This window comes from Mesorhizobium sp. M0518 (assembly GCF_040321125.1).
GTDB lineage: Bacteria > Pseudomonadota > Alphaproteobacteria > Rhizobiales > Rhizobiaceae > Mesorhizobium.
In genome coordinates, this window is the sequence record NZ_JAMYQY010000029.1 from 47,952 (window position 1) to 65,738 (window position 17,787).

At 63.0% G+C, this 17,787-nt stretch carries 17 protein-coding genes and 1 pseudogene; 7 read left to right on the plus strand and 11 right to left on the minus strand.

All coding sequences use genetic code 11. The features are described 5' to 3' along the window. Positions 1 to 13: 13 nt before the first annotated feature. Positions 14 to 940: an ABC transporter ATP-binding protein gene (locus NKI66_RS29265; protein WP_023813461.1), complete on the minus strand. Its 927-nt coding sequence runs from the start codon at positions 938 to 940 to the stop codon at positions 14 to 16. Positions 941 to 1,200: 260 nt separating this feature from the next. Between NKI66_RS29265 and NKI66_RS29270 the strand changes: the two genes are divergently transcribed. Next, entirely contained in the window at positions 1,201 to 2,505 is a 1,305-nt protein-coding gene (locus tag NKI66_RS29270; protein ID WP_352753770.1) for a cytochrome ubiquinol oxidase subunit I, read from the plus strand. A gap of 66 nt (positions 2,506 to 2,571) precedes the next feature. Beyond that, positions 2,572 to 3,576, plus strand: coding sequence for a cytochrome d ubiquinol oxidase subunit II (locus NKI66_RS29275; RefSeq protein WP_352753771.1), 1,005 nt, complete (start codon positions 2,572 to 2,574; stop codon positions 3,574 to 3,576). A gap of 37 nt (positions 3,577 to 3,613) precedes the next feature. Here NKI66_RS29275 and msrA read toward each other — a convergent pair whose 3' ends face one another. From msrA to NKI66_RS29295, 4 genes and pseudogenes are all read right to left on the minus strand, one after another. Continuing rightward, on the minus strand, positions 3,614 to 4,351 hold the full coding sequence (gene msrA / locus NKI66_RS29280; RefSeq protein WP_352753772.1) for a peptide-methionine (S)-S-oxide reductase MsrA: 738 nt from the start codon (positions 4,349 to 4,351) through the stop codon (positions 3,614 to 3,616). A 142-nt stretch (positions 4,352 to 4,493) separates the two neighbouring features. Next, positions 4,494 to 4,751 (minus strand): hypothetical protein, encoded by a 258-nt coding sequence (locus NKI66_RS29285; RefSeq protein WP_352753773.1) that lies wholly within the window; start codon positions 4,749 to 4,751, stop codon positions 4,494 to 4,496. Positions 4,752 to 4,853: 102 nt separating this feature from the next. Further along, positions 4,854 to 5,546 (minus strand): annotated as a pseudogene (locus tag NKI66_RS29290) (DUF1223 domain-containing protein). 345 nt (positions 5,547 to 5,891) lie between these two features. Beyond that, entirely contained in the window at positions 5,892 to 6,944 is a 1,053-nt protein-coding gene (locus tag NKI66_RS29295) for a TadE/TadG family type IV pilus assembly protein (RefSeq protein ID WP_352753774.1), read from the minus strand. A gap of 259 nt (positions 6,945 to 7,203) precedes the next feature. Between NKI66_RS29295 and lepA the strand changes: the two genes are divergently transcribed. Beyond that, positions 7,204 to 9,009, plus strand: coding sequence for a translation elongation factor 4 (gene lepA / locus NKI66_RS29300; protein ID WP_352753775.1), 1,806 nt, complete (start codon positions 7,204 to 7,206; stop codon positions 9,007 to 9,009). 159 nt (positions 9,010 to 9,168) lie between these two features. On the opposite strand, the gene NKI66_RS29305 is transcribed toward lepA, so the two are convergent. Together NKI66_RS29305 and NKI66_RS29310 are read right to left on the minus strand one after the other, a co-directional pair. Beyond that, on the minus strand, positions 9,169 to 9,729 hold the full coding sequence (locus NKI66_RS29305; protein WP_352753776.1) for an ImmA/IrrE family metallo-endopeptidase: 561 nt from the start codon (positions 9,727 to 9,729) through the stop codon (positions 9,169 to 9,171). 2 nt (positions 9,730 to 9,731) lie between these two features. After that, positions 9,732 to 10,043: a helix-turn-helix domain-containing protein gene (locus NKI66_RS29310; protein ID WP_352753777.1), complete on the minus strand. Its 312-nt coding sequence runs from the start codon at positions 10,041 to 10,043 to the stop codon at positions 9,732 to 9,734. Between the two features lie 197 nt (positions 10,044 to 10,240). Between NKI66_RS29310 and NKI66_RS29315 the strand changes: the two genes are divergently transcribed. The 4 genes from NKI66_RS29315 to NKI66_RS29330 all read left to right on the plus strand — a co-directional run bounded on the left by NKI66_RS29315 (position 10,241) and on the right by NKI66_RS29330 (position 11,892). Continuing rightward, on the plus strand, positions 10,241 to 10,621 hold the full coding sequence (locus NKI66_RS29315; RefSeq protein WP_352753778.1) for a YegP family protein: 381 nt from the start codon (positions 10,241 to 10,243) through the stop codon (positions 10,619 to 10,621). A gap of 58 nt (positions 10,622 to 10,679) precedes the next feature. Next, complete coding sequence (locus NKI66_RS29320; RefSeq protein ID WP_352753779.1) at positions 10,680 to 10,904, plus strand: DUF2188 domain-containing protein; 225 nt, start codon at positions 10,680 to 10,682, stop codon at positions 10,902 to 10,904. After that, on the plus strand, positions 10,837 to 11,127 hold the full coding sequence (locus tag NKI66_RS29325; RefSeq protein WP_352753785.1) for a hypothetical protein: 291 nt from the start codon (positions 10,837 to 10,839) through the stop codon (positions 11,125 to 11,127). The genes NKI66_RS29320 and NKI66_RS29325 overlap by 68 nt, the downstream gene beginning before the upstream one ends. 129 nt (positions 11,128 to 11,256) lie before the next feature. Further along, positions 11,257 to 11,892, plus strand: a complete 636-nt coding sequence (locus NKI66_RS29330) for a hypothetical protein (protein ID WP_352753780.1) — start codon at positions 11,257 to 11,259, stop codon at positions 11,890 to 11,892. A gap of 448 nt (positions 11,893 to 12,340) precedes the next feature. Here the strand turns inward: NKI66_RS29330 and NKI66_RS29335 are convergent, their stop codons facing one another. The 4 genes from NKI66_RS29335 to NKI66_RS29350 all read right to left on the minus strand — a co-directional run bounded on the left by NKI66_RS29335 (position 12,341) and on the right by NKI66_RS29350 (position 17,668). After that, the gene (locus tag NKI66_RS29335) at positions 12,341 to 13,981 is read right to left on the minus strand and encodes an ABC transporter substrate-binding protein (protein WP_352753781.1); all 1,641 of its coding nucleotides are present in this window, start codon (positions 13,979 to 13,981) and stop codon (positions 12,341 to 12,343) included. A gap of 484 nt (positions 13,982 to 14,465) precedes the next feature. Next, positions 14,466 to 15,413, minus strand: coding sequence for an alpha/beta hydrolase (locus tag NKI66_RS29340; RefSeq protein ID WP_352753782.1), 948 nt, complete (start codon positions 15,411 to 15,413; stop codon positions 14,466 to 14,468). 10 nt (positions 15,414 to 15,423) lie between these two features. Further along, on the minus strand, positions 15,424 to 16,104 hold the full coding sequence (locus tag NKI66_RS29345; protein WP_352753783.1) for an isochorismatase family protein: 681 nt from the start codon (positions 16,102 to 16,104) through the stop codon (positions 15,424 to 15,426). 259 nt (positions 16,105 to 16,363) lie between these two features. Beyond that, positions 16,364 to 17,668 (minus strand): M24 family metallopeptidase, encoded by a 1,305-nt coding sequence (locus tag NKI66_RS29350; protein ID WP_352753784.1) that lies wholly within the window; start codon positions 17,666 to 17,668, stop codon positions 16,364 to 16,366. Positions 17,669 to 17,787: the final 119 nt, after the last annotated feature.

A 17,787-nucleotide genomic window follows, 5' to 3' on the forward strand; every position in this document is an offset into this window, starting at 1 on the left:
GCGGCGCGCAGGTTCATGGCTCCCTCCTCACCAGATTGACGAAGATCTCCTCGAGCGAAGAGTTTTGCGTGTCGATATCGCGGAACTGGATGCCGCCGGCCTCGAGATCGCGCATCAACGAGGCGACGCCGGGCCTCTCGGCCTGATTGTCATAGGTGTAGGTCAGCTGCCCGCCATCCGGCGACAATTCCAGCGCATAGCGCGAGAGCGCCTCGGGAACGGCCGTCAGCGGATTGCGCAGTTCCAGCACCAGCCGCTTGCGGCCGAGCTTGCGCATCAGTTCGGCCTTGTTCTCGACCAGGATGATCTCGCCGCGATTGATGACGCCGACGCGGTCGGCCATCGCCTCGGCTTCCTCGATATAGTGCGTGGTGAGGATGATGGTGACGCCGTCCTCGCGCAGCCGGCGCACCATCGCCCACATGTCCTGGCGCAGCTCGACGTCGACGCCGGCGGTCGGCTCGTCGAGGAATAGGATGCGCGGCTCATGCGACAGCGCCTTGGCGATCATCAGCCGGCGCTTCATGCCGCCCGACAAGGTGATCGCCTTGGCGTCCTTCTTGTCCCACAGCGACAGGTCGCGCAGCACCTTCTCGACAAAGCCGGGGTTGGCCGGCTTGCCGAACAGGCCACGGCTGTAATTGACCGTCGCCCAGACGCTCTCGAAGGCGTCGATGGTCAGTTCCTGCGGCACCAGCCCGATCAGACCGCGCGCGGCGCGATAATCCTTGTTGATGTCGTGGCCGTCGACGGTGACCGTGCCCGACGAACGGTTGACGATGCCGCAGACGATCGAGATCAGCGTCGTCTTGCCGGCGCCATTGGGTCCAAGCAGCGCGAAGATCTCGCCGCGCTGAATGTCGAGATTGACTTCCTTGAGCGCGGTGAAACCGGTTGCGTAGGTCTTGGAGACCCCGGAAATGGACAGGATGGAAGGCATGGATGAAAACGGCTGCTTGAAAGAGGTCCCCTGATATAGGACGAATGTCGGTGCTTGCAACCGCAAGTCAATGCCCTGCTGACAGTTCTCGACAATCGTGCCGGCCGGCCGTTGCAGGTGCGGCGCACAGGCCCGGAGTTGCGCGGCACGCAACCGGCAAAATTGTCCTGTGGCGTTCAGCCTCGCGGCAGGACGCCGCTTTGACGTGAACTCGCTTCGGGCCTATCCTTCGCGAGTATTTGCAGCAGCCGGAGCCCATCATGGACCCGCTCATACTTTCGCGTATCCAGTTCGGCACGAATATTTCATTCCATATTCTATTTCCGACGATCACCATTGCGCTGGGTTGGGTGCTGCTGTTCTTCAAGCTGCGCTACAACGCGACCAACGATTCCGCTTGGATGCGCGCCTATTTCACCTGGGTGAAGGTTTTCGCGCTGTCCTTTGCCATGGGCGTGGTTTCGGGCGTCACCATGAGCTTCCAGTTCGGCACCAACTGGCCGGGCTACATGGAAAAGGTCGGCAACATCGCCGGGCCGCTGCTGGCCTACGAAATCCTCACCGCCTTCTTCCTCGAAGCGGCCTTCCTCGGCATCATGCTGTTCGGCTTCCGCCGCGTCTCCAACCGCATCCACACGCTGGCGACGGTGCTGGTCGCCGGCGGCACCACCGTCTCGGCATTCTGGATCATCGCGCTCAATTCCTGGATGCAGACGCCGGCCGGCTTCGAGATGCGCGACGGCGTGGCGCATGCGGTCGACTGGTGGGCAATCATCTTCAACCCGTCAATGCCTTACAGGCTGACCCACATGCTGCTGGCGTCGGGGCTGACGGTGTCGTTCCTGATCGCTGGCCTGTCGGCGCTGCGCTATCTCACCGGCGACCGCTCGGAATCGATGTGGAAGGCGCTGCGCACCGGCGTCTTCACGGCGGCGACCCTGATCCCGATCCAGATCTTCGCCGGCGACCAGCATGGGCTGAACACGCTGGAGCATCAGCCGCAGAAGATCGCCGCCATGGAGGCCAACTGGAACACCGGCCCCAACGTGCCGCTGGTGCTCTTCGCGCTGCCCGACGAGGCAGCCAGGGAGAACAAATTCGAGATCGCCATTCCCGATGGCGCCAGCCTGGTGCTGCGGCACTCGACCAGCGGCGTGGTGCCGGGGTTGAACGACTATCCCGGCAATCATCCGCCGGTCTTTCCGGTGTTCTGGGGTTTCCGCATCATGGTCGGCACGGGCATATTGATGCTGCTCGTCTCATGGTCGGCGGCCTTCTTCCTCAAGCGCCGGCACAGCCTGCCCAAGCCGCTGGCCATGCTGATGGTGCCGATGGCGCTGTCGGGCTGGCTGGCGACGCTGGCCGGCTGGTACACCACCGAAATCGGCCGCCAGCCCTGGCTGGTGACCGGCGTGCTGAAAACTGCCGACGCGGTCGGCCCGGTGGCCGGCAGCCATGTCGCGCTGACGCTCGCCATATACCTCGTTCTCTATGTGCTGTTGCTGATCGCCTATCTCGGCGTGCTGGTGCACCTGGCGCTGAAGGCGGCGAAGGACGGCGATTGATCGCCGCTGCCGGGCGTCATGAACGCCGCCATGTCGCAGCCGGCGGCTGGCGAGTAGGAGAAGAAAATGAGCTTCGACTGGCCAACCGCGCTCCCCTTGATCTTCGCCGGCCTGATGGGCCTCGCCATCCTGATCTACGTCATTCTCGACGGTTTCGATCTCGGCATCGGCATTCTGTTCGCCGCCGCTGAAGACGCCGAACAGGATACGATGATTGCCGCGATCGGCCCGTTCTGGGACGCCAACGAAACCTGGCTGGTGCTGGCCGTCGGCCTGCTGCTGGTCGCCTTCCCGCTGGCGCATGGCGTCATCCTGACGGCGCTCTACATTCCGGTCTTCGTGCTTTTGCTCGGGCTGATCCTGCGCGGCGTCGCCTTCGATTTCCGCGCCAAGGTGCCGACCGAGCGCAAGCACCGCTGGAACCGTATTTTCTTCCTCGGCTCCATCATCGCATCGCTGGCGCAGGGCTATATGCTGGGCGTCTATGTGCTCGGGCTCGACGTCGGCCTCGGCGGCATGGCGTTCGGCGTGCTGGTGGCGTTCTGCCTTGCCGCCGCCTACGCGGCGATGGGCGCGGCCTGGGTGATCTACAAGACTGAAGGCGAATTGCAGAAGAAAGCGGTGCGCTGGCTGCGCACCGCGCTGGTGCTGACCGCGCTCGGCATGGCGGCGGTGTCGCTGGCGACGCCCTTCGCCAGCCCGCGTATCTTCGACAAATGGTTCGTCTGGCCGGAAATGCTTTATCTGTCGCCGCTGCCGATCCTGTCGGCGCTTTTGTTCCTGTGGCTGTGGCGGCAGACCTTCCATCTGCCGAAGCCCGACGACCGCCATTCGTTGATGCCGTTCCTGACGCTGGCCGCCATCTTCGCGCTCGGCTTTGCCGGTCTCGCCTGGTCGTTCTACCCGTTCGTGGTGCCGGATCGCCTGACCATCTGGCAGGCGGCTTCCGCGCCGGAGAGCCTGGCCATCATTCTGGCCGGCACCGTGGTCGTGCTGCCGGTCATCATCTTCTATTCGTTCTATGCCTACCGGGTGTTCGGCGGCAAGGCAACGGATCTGACGTATGATTGACCTGCCAATGCAGGCGCGAGGCACCCCCCTCTTCGACTCAATTGCTCGCCGACAGCACCAGCACGGCCTTTTCGCTGTAGAGCGTCGGGAACAGTGCCTTCAAGTTCGCCACCTTGGGCAGGTCGTTGTAGACGATGTAGGGATAGGTCGGATTCAGCGTCAGGAAATCCTGATGGTAATTCTCGGCCGGATAGAAGGTCTTGCCGGTTTCCAGCGTGGTGACGATCGGCTCCGGGAACACCTTGGCCTGGTCGAGCTGGGCGATGTAGCTTTGCGCGATCTTCCTCTGTGCATCGGTTTCGGCGAAGATCGTCGAGCGGTATTGCGTGCCGGAGTCCGGACCCTGGAAATTCAGCTGGGTCGGGTTGTGGGCGACCGAAAAATACACCTGCAGCAGCTGGCCATAGGTGATTTTCGATGGATCGTAGGTGATCTCGACGGATTCGGCATGCCCGGTGCGGCCTGAGCCGACCGTCTCGTAGACGGCGGTGTGCTTGTCGCCGCCGGTGTAGCCGGAGACGGCCTTGGTGACGCCCTTGACGTGCTGGAAGACGCCCTGCACGCCCCAGAAGCAGCCGCCGGCGAAGATTGCCTTTTCAGTGCCGGTGGCCGCCTTCTCGTCGATTGCCGGCGGCGGGATCTTCACCGCGTCCTCGGCTGAAACCGCCGGCGTCAGCCAGAAGGCGGCGCCCGCTGCGGCAAGTGCCAGGGCGGCGAGCGCGCTGCGGAAGACGTTCGACGATTGTCTGGTGACTGGTTTTTGAATGTCGGTCATGGCTTGAGCTCCTGTGACGTCCATCATGTGGAGTCTATTGGATAAGATACGATCATGCGACGGGCGAGTTGCGGCCGAAGCCTCACTTTCACGTGCATCCGGCTTCGGACCCGCGGGACCGAAGCCGGAAACAGCACCACCTTTACTTGGCCGGTTCCATCGCATCCGTTGCCGGCTTCATGGCATCGGTTGCCGGCTTCATGGAATTGGTGGCCATCGGGTCGGCCGGCTTCATCGCCTCGGTTGCGGGCTTCATCGCATCCGCGGCCGGTTTCATGGCATTTGCAGCCGGCTTCATCGCGTTGGTCACGTCGTCGGCGCGGGCGATGCCGCCGGCAAACAGCGCCGTCGAGCACAAAGCGAGAGCGAGCGCCGGCAGCGTCAGGCGGGAAATGGTCATGATGATCTCCTTGGGGTTGGTCGTGAAGGCGCGCCCTCTTGGCGGCCGTGCTATGCGGCGCCGCTCCATGCGGCGTTGCGCAATCTCTTGCCGAAGCGCGATCTAGTCGGTCGCGGCAGCCAGGATCGGTCCGCCACCGGGCGACTGCACGAGCACGGCGGTGCTCAGGCCGCCGGATGCGGCGGGCAGCGGATACGTCGTGGCCGCGCCGGTCCAGCTGCCGAGATTTTTGAGCGCATGCACGACATTGGCGTGCGGCTAGGTGCGGCCGGTATTTTCGCCGCGCGCCACCGGCACCTCGACGACGCCCTTGGCATAGCGCACCAGCCAAACATCGGCGTGGCCGCCAGGTGCGGCGCCGGCGCCGATGCTGATCTTGCCGCCATCGAGCGACAATGCCGGGCCGCCCGTCCGGCCGCTCGCCGAGATCAGCTTTTCGATCTCGCCGGGTGCGGCGCCGACGACATCGGCATGGCCGTTGACCACCACTTGCGGCGTAAACGGCCCGTCATGGCCGAGCGCCGGCTCGTAACTGACCTGGCGCCGGGTGAATTCCTGTTTTCCGAAAATATCCTTCCAGCCGAGATAGTCCCAGTAGGTGACGTTGAACGACAGCGCCAGCACGCCGTGCTGGTCCTTGACCTTGATCAGATTGGCATTGGCCGGCGGGCAGGACGAGCAGCCCTGGCTGGTGAACAGCTCAACCACGGTGAGCGGCTGGGCCGCGGCCGCACCGAGCGACGCCGCCAGCGCGAGCGCTGAGAGGCTGGACACTGTGACGAACTTGCGGGACATCGGCTTGCTCCGTGGGCGGCGGCGCCTGGAAGCACCGCTGATACCCCCACTTCGCCGCTGCTTGCTGCTTCGTTACAGCGCTCACTGGTTTGTGATGAAGGTTCGGGAGATCGCAGGGAAAGCCGGAGGGACAGCACCCCCCTCTGGCCTGCCGGCCATCTCCCCCGCAAGGAGGGAGATCGACCCTCATCACGGCTTTCGTCTATCACTAGCTTCGCAACAGGAGCGCGGCCGACGAAGCTGCCAATCTCCCCCCTTGCGGGGGAGATGTCCGGCAGGACAGAGGGGGGTGTGAAGGATCGCCAAGCCTCACAAGCCCATAGGGCGTTTAGCCTGGGGCAGCTTCTACTGTGTCAGCCGCGTGTTGTTCGGCCGCTTGTTGAAGTCGCACTTGCCGGTCACGTTGTAGAAAAAGTCGGCGTTGCCGACAGGCGCCGGAACCGAGTTGCCGCCGTCTTCCCAGGCCTGGTAGCCTGTCGAGCCACAAGGCACGAGGCCAAAGATGTCAACGATCTTGCCGGTCGCCATTTCGGCCAGGGGGATGTCCTTGCTTGTCGAGCTGTAGAGCCGGTTGGACGTGGCCGGATCGTTCGAATAGAGGTCTTTCGGGTTGCCCGATGGCACGTTCATCTGCAGATAGAGGCTGGCCATCTGGCTGACGTCGATTGACGCACCAGAGGTGCTGCCAGCAGCCATCGTGTCGACACAGTAATATTTCGTGCCAAACTGGTCGGTGTTGAGCGTCACCCCGTCAGGCGCCTTTTTGCCGACCTTGCAAACCTGCGTCTGGGCCACTGTGGCGACGCCCAGACTGTCGATCTTGCTGACGGTGGTGGTGCCGTAACCTTTGGGATCCGTGCCGCCGCCGTATTTGTAATCGATCGTCATCATCGGCTTGCCCTGCGTCGCACCGAATTGCGTGCCGTAGAGCGTCATTGTCTTGTTCCAGTAACCCGACACCCCGCTGACCTTGAAGGTCGCCTCCACCAAAGCCGGCGCCTTGTTCACCGCCGACGTCACGCCGATCGCCACAGTGGGTATCCTGGCGATCTGCATGAACACGGTCTTCATGGCGAAACTCGCCGAAGCCTGCGCGGTGGCGGTGCCGTTGGCGCTGACGTCGAAGCTGTTCAGGGTCGCGGTGCCCTGTCCGCCGTTTTCTCGGTAGGTATCCTGGAGCACCACCTGGCGCTGCGGCTTCGTCGAGGCCGTTTCCATCGTGGTGATCGACAGGATCGCGGCGTCGAGTGCCGCCTGCTCGGTCGACCTGGTCTGGACCGCGGAGGTGTAGTCGACGGAAAAGCCGATCGCGGTGATCAGCGGAATCATGGCGAGAACAAGTATCGGTGCGAACGAGCCGCTCCGCGACTCGATAAAACTGCCTGCAAGCCCCCGCATGCCTTCGTCCTTACATCAGATATTTCCCCCGGCTAACATGCCGATCACAAATTATGCTCTAACGCGCGTGGTTAAAATTTATCGATTTTTCGAGGAATCCGGGGGAAAAGGCGACAAGCGCCCGCACCGCTTGCCCCGACAGCCGGCTGCTCTGCTTTTCCGGCAGCGCCTGTACGGCTTGCCAGGCAACGGGCCGCGCCACATATGCGGCGGCAGCCTGCCGCTTGCTCGGGCAAGCCACCCCTGCTAAACGCGCGCCATGAGCACGCCCCTCGACCACATCCGCAATTTCTCCATCGTCGCCCATATCGACCATGGCAAATCCACGCTTGCCGACAGGCTGATCCAGCTGACCGGCGGGCTGGAGCTGCGCGACATGAAGGAGCAGGTGCTGGACTCGATGGACATCGAGCGCGAGCGCGGCATCACCATCAAGGCGCAGACGGTGCGGCTGAAGTACCACGCCAACAATGGCGAGGACTATATCCTCAACCTGATCGACACGCCCGGACACGTCGACTTCGCCTATGAAGTGTCGCGGTCGCTCGCCGCCTGCGAGGGTTCGCTGCTGGTCGTCGATGCCTCCCAGGGCGTCGAGGCGCAGACGCTGGCCAATGTCTACCAGGCGATCGACAACAACCACGAGATCGTCGTGGTGCTGAACAAGGTCGACCTGCCGGCCGCCGAGCCCGAGCGCATCCGCGAGCAGGTCGAGGAGGTAATCGGCATCGACGCTTCCAACGCCGTGCTGATCTCGGCCAAGACCGGGCTTGGCATTCCGGATGTCTTGGAGGCAATCGTCCACCAGTTGCCGCCGCCGCGCGAAGGCGACGCTTCGGCGCCGCTGAAGGCGATGCTGGTCGACAGCTGGTACGACGCCTATCTCGGCGTCATCGTGCTGGTGCGCGTCATCGACGGCGTGCTGAAAAAGGGCCAGACCATCCGCATGATGGGGACCGGCGCAAAACACCTGGTCGAGCGCACCGGCGTGTTCACGCCTGCCCGCATCAATGTCGACGAGCTCGGCCCCGGCGAGTTCGGCTTCTTCACCGGCTCGATCAAGGAAGTGGCCGACACCCGCGTCGGCGACACCATCACCGAGGACAAGCGCACCACCGCCAAGGCACTGCCCGGCTTCAAGCCGGCGCAGCCGGTGGTGTTCTGCGGTCTGTTCCCGGTCGACGCCGCCGATTTCGAGGATCTGCGCGCCGCGGTCGGCAAGCTGCGCCTCAACGACGCCTCCTTCTCCTTTGAAATGGAAACCAGTGCGGCGCTCGGCTTCGGCTATCGCTGCGGCTTCCTTGGCCTCTTGCATCTGGAAATCATCCAGGAGCGGCTGGAGCGCGAGTTCAACCTCGACCTGATCGCCACGGCACCCAGCGTCGTCTATCGGCTGGCGCTAACCGACGGCTCGATGAAGGAATTGCACAACCCGGCCGACATGCCGGATGTGGTGAAAATCTCGGCCATTGAGGAGCCGTGGATCCGCGCCACCATTTTGACGCCCGACGACTATCTCGGCGGCATTTTGAAACTCTGCCAGGACCGGCGCGGCATCCAGGCCGACCTGTCCTATGTCGGCAAGCGCGCCATGCTGATCTACGATCTGCCGCTCAACGAAGTCGTCTTCGATTTCTACGACCGGCTGAAGTCGATCTCCAAGGGTTACGCCTCCTTCGACTATCACCTGACCGACTACCGGGAAGGCGACCTGGTCAAGATGTCGATCCTGGTGAATGAGGAGCCGGTGGATGCGCTTTCCATGCTGGTGCACCGCACGGCGGCGGAAAAGCGCGGTAGGCAGATGTGCGAGAAGCTGAAAGAGCTGATCCCCAACCATCTGTTCAAGATCCCGATCCAGGCCGCCATCGGTGGCAAGGTCATCGCCCGCGAAACCATCTCGGCGCTGCGCAAGGATGTCACCGCTAAGTGCTACGGCGGCGACGTCTCGCGCAAACGCAAGCTGCTGGACAAGCAGAAAGAAGGCAAGAAGCGGATGCGGCAGTTCGGCAAGGTGGATATCCCGCAGGAGGCGTTTATCCAGGCGCTGAAGATGGGGGACTAAGCGGTTCGGCCTTCGGCCGAACGCATCGACCCGGTGGGTCGATGCGAGCGCAAGTCCGGGTGGGAGCTGCCGAAGGCAGCGGGTCCCACCCCGGGGGGTTGCGGCAGTGCGGTGACTCATCGGGACGATGCGGCCGCCGCGCTTCGCACTAAGAAGCGTTCACTTTGGCCGCTCAACAAGCTGTATCATGAACAAATTAGCAACCCGATACGTCATTGCTTGAACGCTAACACCGTATAGCTTAGCCACGTTTGATATTTGCTGTTCGTCCTCGAGATCGATCTTACTTGACCGCAAGTCTCGAAAAAGATTTGGAAACGGCATAAGCAATTCAGCCGCAAATTGATTGGCTTCGATCTCTTTTATGTCGTCGGCGTTCGACGATCTCTCATCTCTATTGAGTACGAAAAAATTCTTATCTACGTATAGCTTGTCCGAGTGAAGGCATAGGTGCCCACATTCATGAGCAATGGTAAATCTCTGACGATTCTTGTGGTGCGCAGAGTTGACTGCGATAACAGACTCACTTCCGTTTCGAATGAGCATTCCCGCTAATTCGCCATCGTAAGGCGCATAGCGAATCGAGGCCCCAAGCTCGTGGGCTGCCCGATCAACGGGCACAATGCCGCCGACATAATGAACCCTCCGAAGTAGCTCCAGAGCGGTCTTACGAATCTGCTGTGCTCGCTCGGCTTTGAGCCAAAGCTTTGGAGATTTCATGGTTAGCTGCCCTGCAGGGTGTCCACCCACGCACGGAGTTTCGGATCGAGATGGCTAGGCAGCGAACGAGACAATCTTTCCGATCCGATTTTACTTTCGGTCACAGGCAATAGGTCTATCGGCGAGACACCAAGCACATTTGAGAACGACATCAACTGAGATACAGTCATCTGCTGCTTACCATTCTCAAAATTTGCCACAGACGGGCGAGAAATCCCAAGCCTTTTGGCAATATCATCTTGGGTTGCCCGGAGTTTTTCTTCCCGAATGCTCCTTATTCTTCTTCCGATCTCGTTATACAATTCTTCGGACATAGGCATACCCCTTCGCGCTGGCGACGCGAGCATACCAACCGGCTAGATTGGCGTCAAGGATTCATACGCGTTGTTTCAACAGAAATATTGACGACAGATATCTTGACAGCAAGATACGTAACATGAGAGCGTCCTGACATTCGACCTCCCAAGGCGGATATCAGACGCAATCTTCCTCACTTTGAAAGGAGAGGGAAATGTACCGCTTTAAGATCAAGGACTCAGCGGATGGTCAGTGCCGCGTTCAGTTTGTGTACAGCAGTCAGGTGATGGTCTGGTCGGAAAACTATACCGCGAAAGCCAGCGCTCAGAACTGTATCAATTCGGTCAAAGCGAACGCGCTCTATGCCCCGATCATCGACACGACCATCGGAGAGTCGGCGACCGGCGCTCGCTTCGAAATCCTACTCTCGAAGGACAACCAGTATTTCATCCGTTTCAAGGCGCAGAACGGTGAAACGCTGGTTTGGTCGGAGGAGTACACGGCGAAGCACAATGCCAAGAGCTGCGCCGAGTCCGTAAAATACAGCGCAGCCGGTGCGCCGGTCGACGATGAGACGTCTTCGAAAGCTGCCTAGTGGTGGCGACACCCGGCGCCGATCGGCGCCGGGTCAACTTTCAGATGAGGAATTGATAATGACAAAGCGTAACCAGCATATCGTCCCGCACTCAGGCGGGTGGGCAGTCAAAGGTGCCGGCGCACAACGGGCGTCTTCGGTGCACGACACTCAAAAGGCAGCAATCGACACCGGGCGCGGGATCGCCCGCAATCAAGGCACGGAGCTACTCGTGCATGGCCGAAACGGCCAGATTCGCGAGCGCGATTCACACGGACACGACCCGCACCCACCCAAAGGCTAAGGAGGCCACTATGGGCATTTCGTTTAAGTACAAAGGCCGTTCGTTTTCGTCGGCTCGTTCGATGATGCAAGTGGTCCAACGGGACGTTGCGGATGGGATCGAACGCAATATAAGAAACGCGGCTATCTCAGCGGGCGCGAAAGCCAAGAAAACTACCCAAGGGCTGGAGATAAGTGGCTCAGCAGCTCAGTTGGACCGATTCCGCCGCCGGCTGGAAAAATGACTGCTTCAAAGTAGGAGGGCGCGTTTAGCCGAACGCGCCCTCTGTCAGACGCATTGCGCGGATAGAACACCCCCTCAACACGCACAGCTTCTCGTTTTACTCCCCCACGCCCGCGCCAGCGGAAATCAAATGTGCGCCGGACAACGAACAGCACATTGGAGGGCGCTCCATCTTGGCGTATCCTCCCTCCGGCTCGGGGAAGACATCCCATGCGCCGTCGCCGCGATCGGCCTCGCCATCGGCGGCGCTTTCGGCCTCGCCGGCACCTTCGTGGCCAGCGCTCCGCTGCGCGAGACGCTGTGGACGATCGACGGCGTGGCACTGGTGGTGGCGACCGCGCTGCTGACGATGAAGTACCAGCGGCTGGGCAATGACTGGGTAGCGGCCGGCTTCCTGACCTTCCTTGCGGGCGAGAGCCTGCTGCTGGCCGGCAATGCGGCAGGGCTGGAGGCCAGCGTGCCCTCCTATGTCGGCGGCATCTCGCTGTGGGCGGCCGCACTTGTCATGGTCAGCGCACCGAAGACTTTCGCTCTGTGGATGCGGCTCACCGCGCTCGTTGCCGCCGTGCTGTTTGTCGTCTCGGCAGGCATGATCCTCTGGGGCGCGCCCTTGCACCTCGCCGCCGCTGCCCGCCGCCGGCTATCCGTTCCTAGTGCTGACTTTTATCGGCTGGATCTGGACGCTGCTGAGGGCGGCGCGGTGAGCCTTTGTCTGCTTCCGTACCAAACGTCCGGCCTAGTTGATCGAGCATCGCCGGAACGGTAAAAAATCCGGGCGGCGGACCCAGGTTCGCCAGTGGCCGGCGCGGGCTCAGGCAACTGCCTCACCGGCATTCGCGCCGGCCATTTCCCAGTTGCATATGGCCAGCGCTGGCGCCGCCCCTCATCTGCCGCCATCTTCTCCCCGTAAACGGGGCGAAGGACGCGGTGGTCGATGATTTCGCTAGTCGCCAACCTTGCAATGGAGGCGCCGGGGATGGCGCGGCTTGGTTCCTCGCCCCACGAAGTGGGGAGAGGTGGCCCGGCGAAGCCGGGACGGAGAGGGGCCAGCGCGGCGTTGGGAGGTAGTTTCTCAAGGGTTGCTGTCGTGTCAGCCAGCTCTCATTCTTGATACGGTTTTGGTTTCGCGAAGGGCGTCCCCCGCTCCGTCCCGGCTTCGCCGGCCCACCTCTCCCCCACTCCCGTGGGGGCGAGGAACCCAAGGATGGAAAGCCTCAACTCTCAATCCAAACCTTCTCAAAATGCTGCTCGAGCGCCTGGTGCTGTTCGCAACCTTCGACGCCTTTGCGGTACGTCCGGTAGACCGAGCGCCAGTAGGGTTGGATGATGATGCCTGAGTCGCGCAGATTCTGCTCGATCTTGCCCATGATCTCCTTGCGCGCCTTGGCGTCCGGTGTTGCCAGCGCCTTGTCGAGCAGCTCGTCGAACTCCTTGCTGGCGTAGGCGCTCTCGTTCCAGGCGGCGCCCGATTTATACGCCAGCGCCAGCACCTGGACGCCGAGCGGGCGGCCGAGCCATTCGGTGCAGGAGAAGGGATATTTGCTCCAGTCGTTCCAGAAGGTGGCGGCCGGCAGCACGGTGCGCTTGATCTTCAGGCCGGCCTCGCGCATCTGCGCGCCGATGGCGTCGCCGGTGCTCTTTTGCCATTCGACATCGACGGAGATGAGCTCGAATTCGTGGTCGGCCTTACCGGCTTCGGCGAGCAGCTTTTTCGACTGGTCGACGTCGCGCCTGGCCGGGCCGATATCGGCATATTCGGGATGCATGGGGCCGACATGGTGGTTGTCGGCGGGCTTGCCGCGGCCGCCGAGGCCAAGCGCCAGCACGGCGGAATTGTCGACGGCGAGCTGGGCGGCGCGGCGCACCTTGACGTCGTCATAGGGCGCGTTGCCGATATTGAAGCGGGCGACGATGGTGGAGCCGGTGGCGATCTCGGAGTTCATCAGCCCCATCTGCTCGGTCTGCGAGACGGCGTCGGAGGCGGTTTCGTGGTCGGTGTCGATCTCGCCGGATTCGAAGGCCGACAGCATGGCGTTGGGGTCGGAGCCGTAATCGACCCATTTGATGCCGTCGAGGTAGAATTCGCCCTTCCACCAAGGCTTATCCCTGCGCTTCACCTCGGCACCCGTCTCGGCATCCCAGCTGACCAGCTCGCAGGGGCCGGTGGTGATGGCGAGCGCCTTCAGCGGGTCGCCGTCGCCCTCATAGGAGCGATGCATGATCAGTGCGGGATAGTCGGCCATGCCGGCGATCAGCGAGATGTCGGGTTTTGGCAAATTGAGCTTGATGGTGAAGTCGTCGACCTTGGCGATGCCGCCGTCGACGACCTTCTTGGTGTCGGCATTGACCAGCGCGCCCATGCGCGCGGCGACCGAATTGCCGGGCACCGAGGCATCGCACCAGCGGGTGAGGTTGTGGATGACATCATCGGCGTTGAAGGCATCGCCGTTCGACCAGGAAATGCCCTTGCGCACATGCAGTGTGAGCGTCCTGGCGTCGTCGCTCGCTTCCCAGCTTTCGAGCAGCCAGGGCTCGAAGGAGAAGTCGGTGTTCCAGCGCACCAGATATTCGTTGCAGTGGCGGGCGACATTCGACATCTCCACGCCGTCGAAGGTGCGCGGGTCCTTGAAGCCCTTGACGTTCATGGCGACGCGCAAGACGCCGCCCTTCTTGGGTTCCGCCGCGCGGGCAGGGGTCGTGCTGAGCCCACCCAGCGCCACCGCGCCGGCGGCGCTGACGCCGAGGCCGGCCATCAGGGCCAGATATTCGCGGCGGTTGATGCCGCCGGTCCTGAAATCGTCGGCGACGGGCTTGGCTTTCGGGTGCAATTTGCGATCGGTCAGCATGAATTTCATCGTCGTTCCCCTGTTGTTGATGCATGCCGCCCAAAAGTGCCCAGCGGTTTTGGGACAACGGCATGCACAGAAAAATCGCCCCGGCCGATCGACAGACGCGGGGGCGGACGCGACCGCCGGGATGCCATTGCCTGAGGGGAATGATAGAGCGGGGTGACGCCGGGAAGTGTTCGGGAATCCGCAGTGATTGTGCGGGGTTCCGCAAGGTGCCAAGCGAGGGCCTCCCCCTTCGAAAATTGGCGAAGGGTGACGTGACAGCCAATCTCCCCCCTTGCGGGGGAGATGTTCGGCAGGACAGAGGGGGGTGTGAAGGATCGCCAACCTCCGATCCCCAGATCATTTAAAATCGGTCTGAGAGCGCGGCTGGACTTAGCTGATTAGCTGAAAGGTCAGCGGGACAGCACCCCCCTCTGTCCTGCCGGACATCTCCCCCGCAAGGGGGGAGATTAGCGCCTCACCGCCGGCGCCTTCCTTCCTCAGCCACTCAATACGGCCAGTCACCCCTGCCCAGCGCGCCAACCGCCGCCACAATCCGCGCAAACGCTTCCGCCGCTGCCGGCACCGTGCTGCGCGCGCGCAGGAAGCTGTGCACCAGTCTCGGTTCCTCGTGCCACCACGCCTTGCCGCCGGCGGCCGCAATACGGTCGCGATAAACCTCGCCATCCGACGACAGCGGGTCGCATTGCGCCGTGACGATCACCGTCGGCGGCAGGCCGGAGAAATCGGTGTCGCGCAGCGGCGAGAAGGTCGGATCGTCAGGTGATTGCCGCCTGGCCGAACGGACGTCGCGGTAGAAGGCGATGTCGGCCACCGACAGCAGCGGCGCCTCGGCGTGCTCGATATAGGAGCCGGCGCGCTCGTCGCCGCCGAGCTCGGGGTAGATCAGCACCTGGCCGACCGCAGCTCTGATATGGCGGCGCGTCGCCTGCGCCACCGCGGCGGCGAGGTTGCCGCCCGCGCTTTCGCCGCACAGCACCAGCGGCAGGCCTGATCTCACAGCCGCCCATTCGAAGGCCGCCACCGCATCGTCGAAGGCGGCGGGGTGGACGTGCTCCGGCGCCAGCCGGTAGTCGACCGACAGCACCTCGAAGCCGGCGCCGGCGCAGAGCTCGGCGCAGATGTCGTCATGGCTTTCGAGCCCGCCGAGGATGAAGCCGCCGCCGTGGTAGTAGATCACCATCGCCTGGGCGGCCTTGCCGGCAAGCCGGTAACGGCGGATGGGGATGTCGCGGCCGGCGGCGGCGATCAGGCCATCGCTGGCCTTCACGCCGGGCGGCCGGCCCTGGTGGAAGGCGCGGCTCATCCTGTTGTAGACGGCGCGCTGCTTGTCGATCGGCAGGCCGAGGATTTCGGGCGGATACCAGGCGTTGACGGCGTCGATAAAGGCCCACAGGGCCGGGTCGAGCCGGGTTTCGTAGGTCCCCCTGGTCATGCTTCGACAGTCATAGATCGGCGTAGAGCGCGGCCGCATTGTCGAAGGAGAAGCGCAGCGGCACCGAGCCCTCGACCTGCCAGGCGGTGACGGTCTCGCCCGCCAGCAGCCGGCAGGCGCCGTCGGTATCGGTGACGGCACCGCCATAGAGCCGGTTGGCGAGGTTGAGGATGCCGGTCTGGTGCATGGCCGCGCTGCCGCTGCCGCAGGCATCCTTGACCAGCAGCACGCGAAAGCCTTTCGCCACCGCATCCTTCACCGACGCGTCGATGCAGGCCTCGGTCCAGACGCCTGATACGACCAGCCATTCGATGCCGGCGGACTTGATGTCGCGGGCCGCCGGCCCGGTGCGAAAGGCGCTGGCCTCGGCCTTGATCAGCAGCGCCTCGCCCCTGGATGGCGCCACCTCGTGGCAGATCTCGGTCAGCGGATCGCTCTTGTCGGAAAAGGCCGACTTGCCGTCCTCACCGACCGGGTGGAACGGCCGGTCCTGGCTGTCGAGATCGACGATGTAGGCCCAATGGTAGAGCGGCACATTGTTCTGCCGCGCCGCCGCCTGCAGGCGCTGGACGTTGGCGAGGATGCTGCTGAAGCCCTCGACGAGGTAGCGCTTGTCCTGCCGGTGCTCTTCCTGCAGGTCGATGAAGATCGCGGCCACCGTGCCGCGCTTGATGGCGATGGGGGTTTTCATGCGGCTTCATTATCCACGGGCGGAGCAGTCCAAGACTCTTGCCTGTGCCGGTGGGACAGCACCCCCCTCTGCCCTGCCGGGCATCTCCCCCGCAAGGGGGGAGATCGGCCGTCGCGAATGCCCTCGCCAATCGTCAGAGTTGCAGGAAAAAGCGCTCCAGGCGACGCTGCCAATCTCCCCCCTTGCGGGGGAGATGTCCGGCAGGACAGAGGGGGGTGCGACGGAATGAGGCGCTTGTTGTGAGCGTTAGTTGCGCGTATCAAACCTGCGTCTCCAGAAACTCATCCTCATAGGGAAAGCGCGACAGAAGCTCCGTGCCGGTGTCGGTGATCAGGATCTCGTCCTCCAGCTTGACGCCCTCGCGGCCGCCTTTCTCGCCGATATAGCTTTCGACGCTCACCACCATGCCTGGCACGATATGGCCGTCGCGGCCATAGGTCTCGTAATCCATGGCGTGCGCAATGAACGGCGTTTCGCCATGCATGCCGACGCCGTGCATGACCGAGGTGTAGCGCTGGTCGACGAAACGGTCGGGGATTTTCCACGCCTTCTCGGCAATCTCGCGGAACGCCATGCCGGGTTTGACGACCCCGATGTTGTGCTGAACCTGGTCGTGCGCCATGCGGTAGAGCGACTTCTGGTAGGGGGTCGGCTTGCCCGGTCCGCAGCGGAAGGTGCGCGAGAAATCCGAATAATAGCCGTAGCAGCCGATGGTGTCGGTATCGAGCGCCAGCAGTTCGCCGGGGCGGATCTTGCGGCCGCTGGCCTCGTTGAACCAGGGGTTGGTGCGCTGGCCGGAGGTGAGCAGCCGGGTCTCGATGAACTCGCCGCCCTGGCGGATGACCTCGCCATACATGATGGCGAACAGGTCGTTTTCGGAAACGCCGGGCTTGATCGCCTCGCGCACCGCATAGACGGCGGCCTCGGCGCCGGCCATCGACACCTGCAGGCATTTGACTTCCTCGGGCGTCTTCACGGCGCGCACCGCCAGGATCTCGCCCTGGCAATCGCGAACCTCGCAGCCGCGCTTTTCCAGCGCCAGCGCCTGCAGATGGCTGCAGCGGTCGAGGCCGAGCTTCATCGAGCCGCCGCCATGCTGCTTCAGAAGCTCGGCGATCTCGTCGGCGAAGGGACCGGCGGTTTCGTCGTCGCGGCCCGACACCGACGACCAGACGAGCTTGGAAGGACGCGCCTCGTCGATCGTGTCGAGCACCATGGAGACATGATAGCTCTGCGGGTATTCGAACAGCACGATCGGCCCAACGGTCGGGATAAAGAAATAGCGGGTCGAGTTGCGCAGGAAATAGCCGAACATGTTGCGCGAGCCGGTGGCGTAGCGCTGGTTATAGGGGTCGAACAACACGACGCCGCCATAGCCGGCCTCGCGCATCCAGCGGCGCAGTTTCGCCAGCCGGCCCTTGCGCAGCGCATCGGCATCGATGAAGGACGGTTCGGTGTCCGACAGCCACATGCCGCCGGCCGGATCGGCCGCCGCGGGATGGCGCATGCGGTCCTTGAAGTCCACGTCCTCGGTGCTGTCGGGGTCGAATACGACGATGCTCATTGGGGTCGGCCTTGGCTGGGTTGCGAGGTCGGAGCATGGCGCAGGCGGGGCGGGAGGATTGTGCTGAAAACCGCAGCTGTTGTGCGGGATACCGCTGATGCCTTATGCGGAACGCTGGC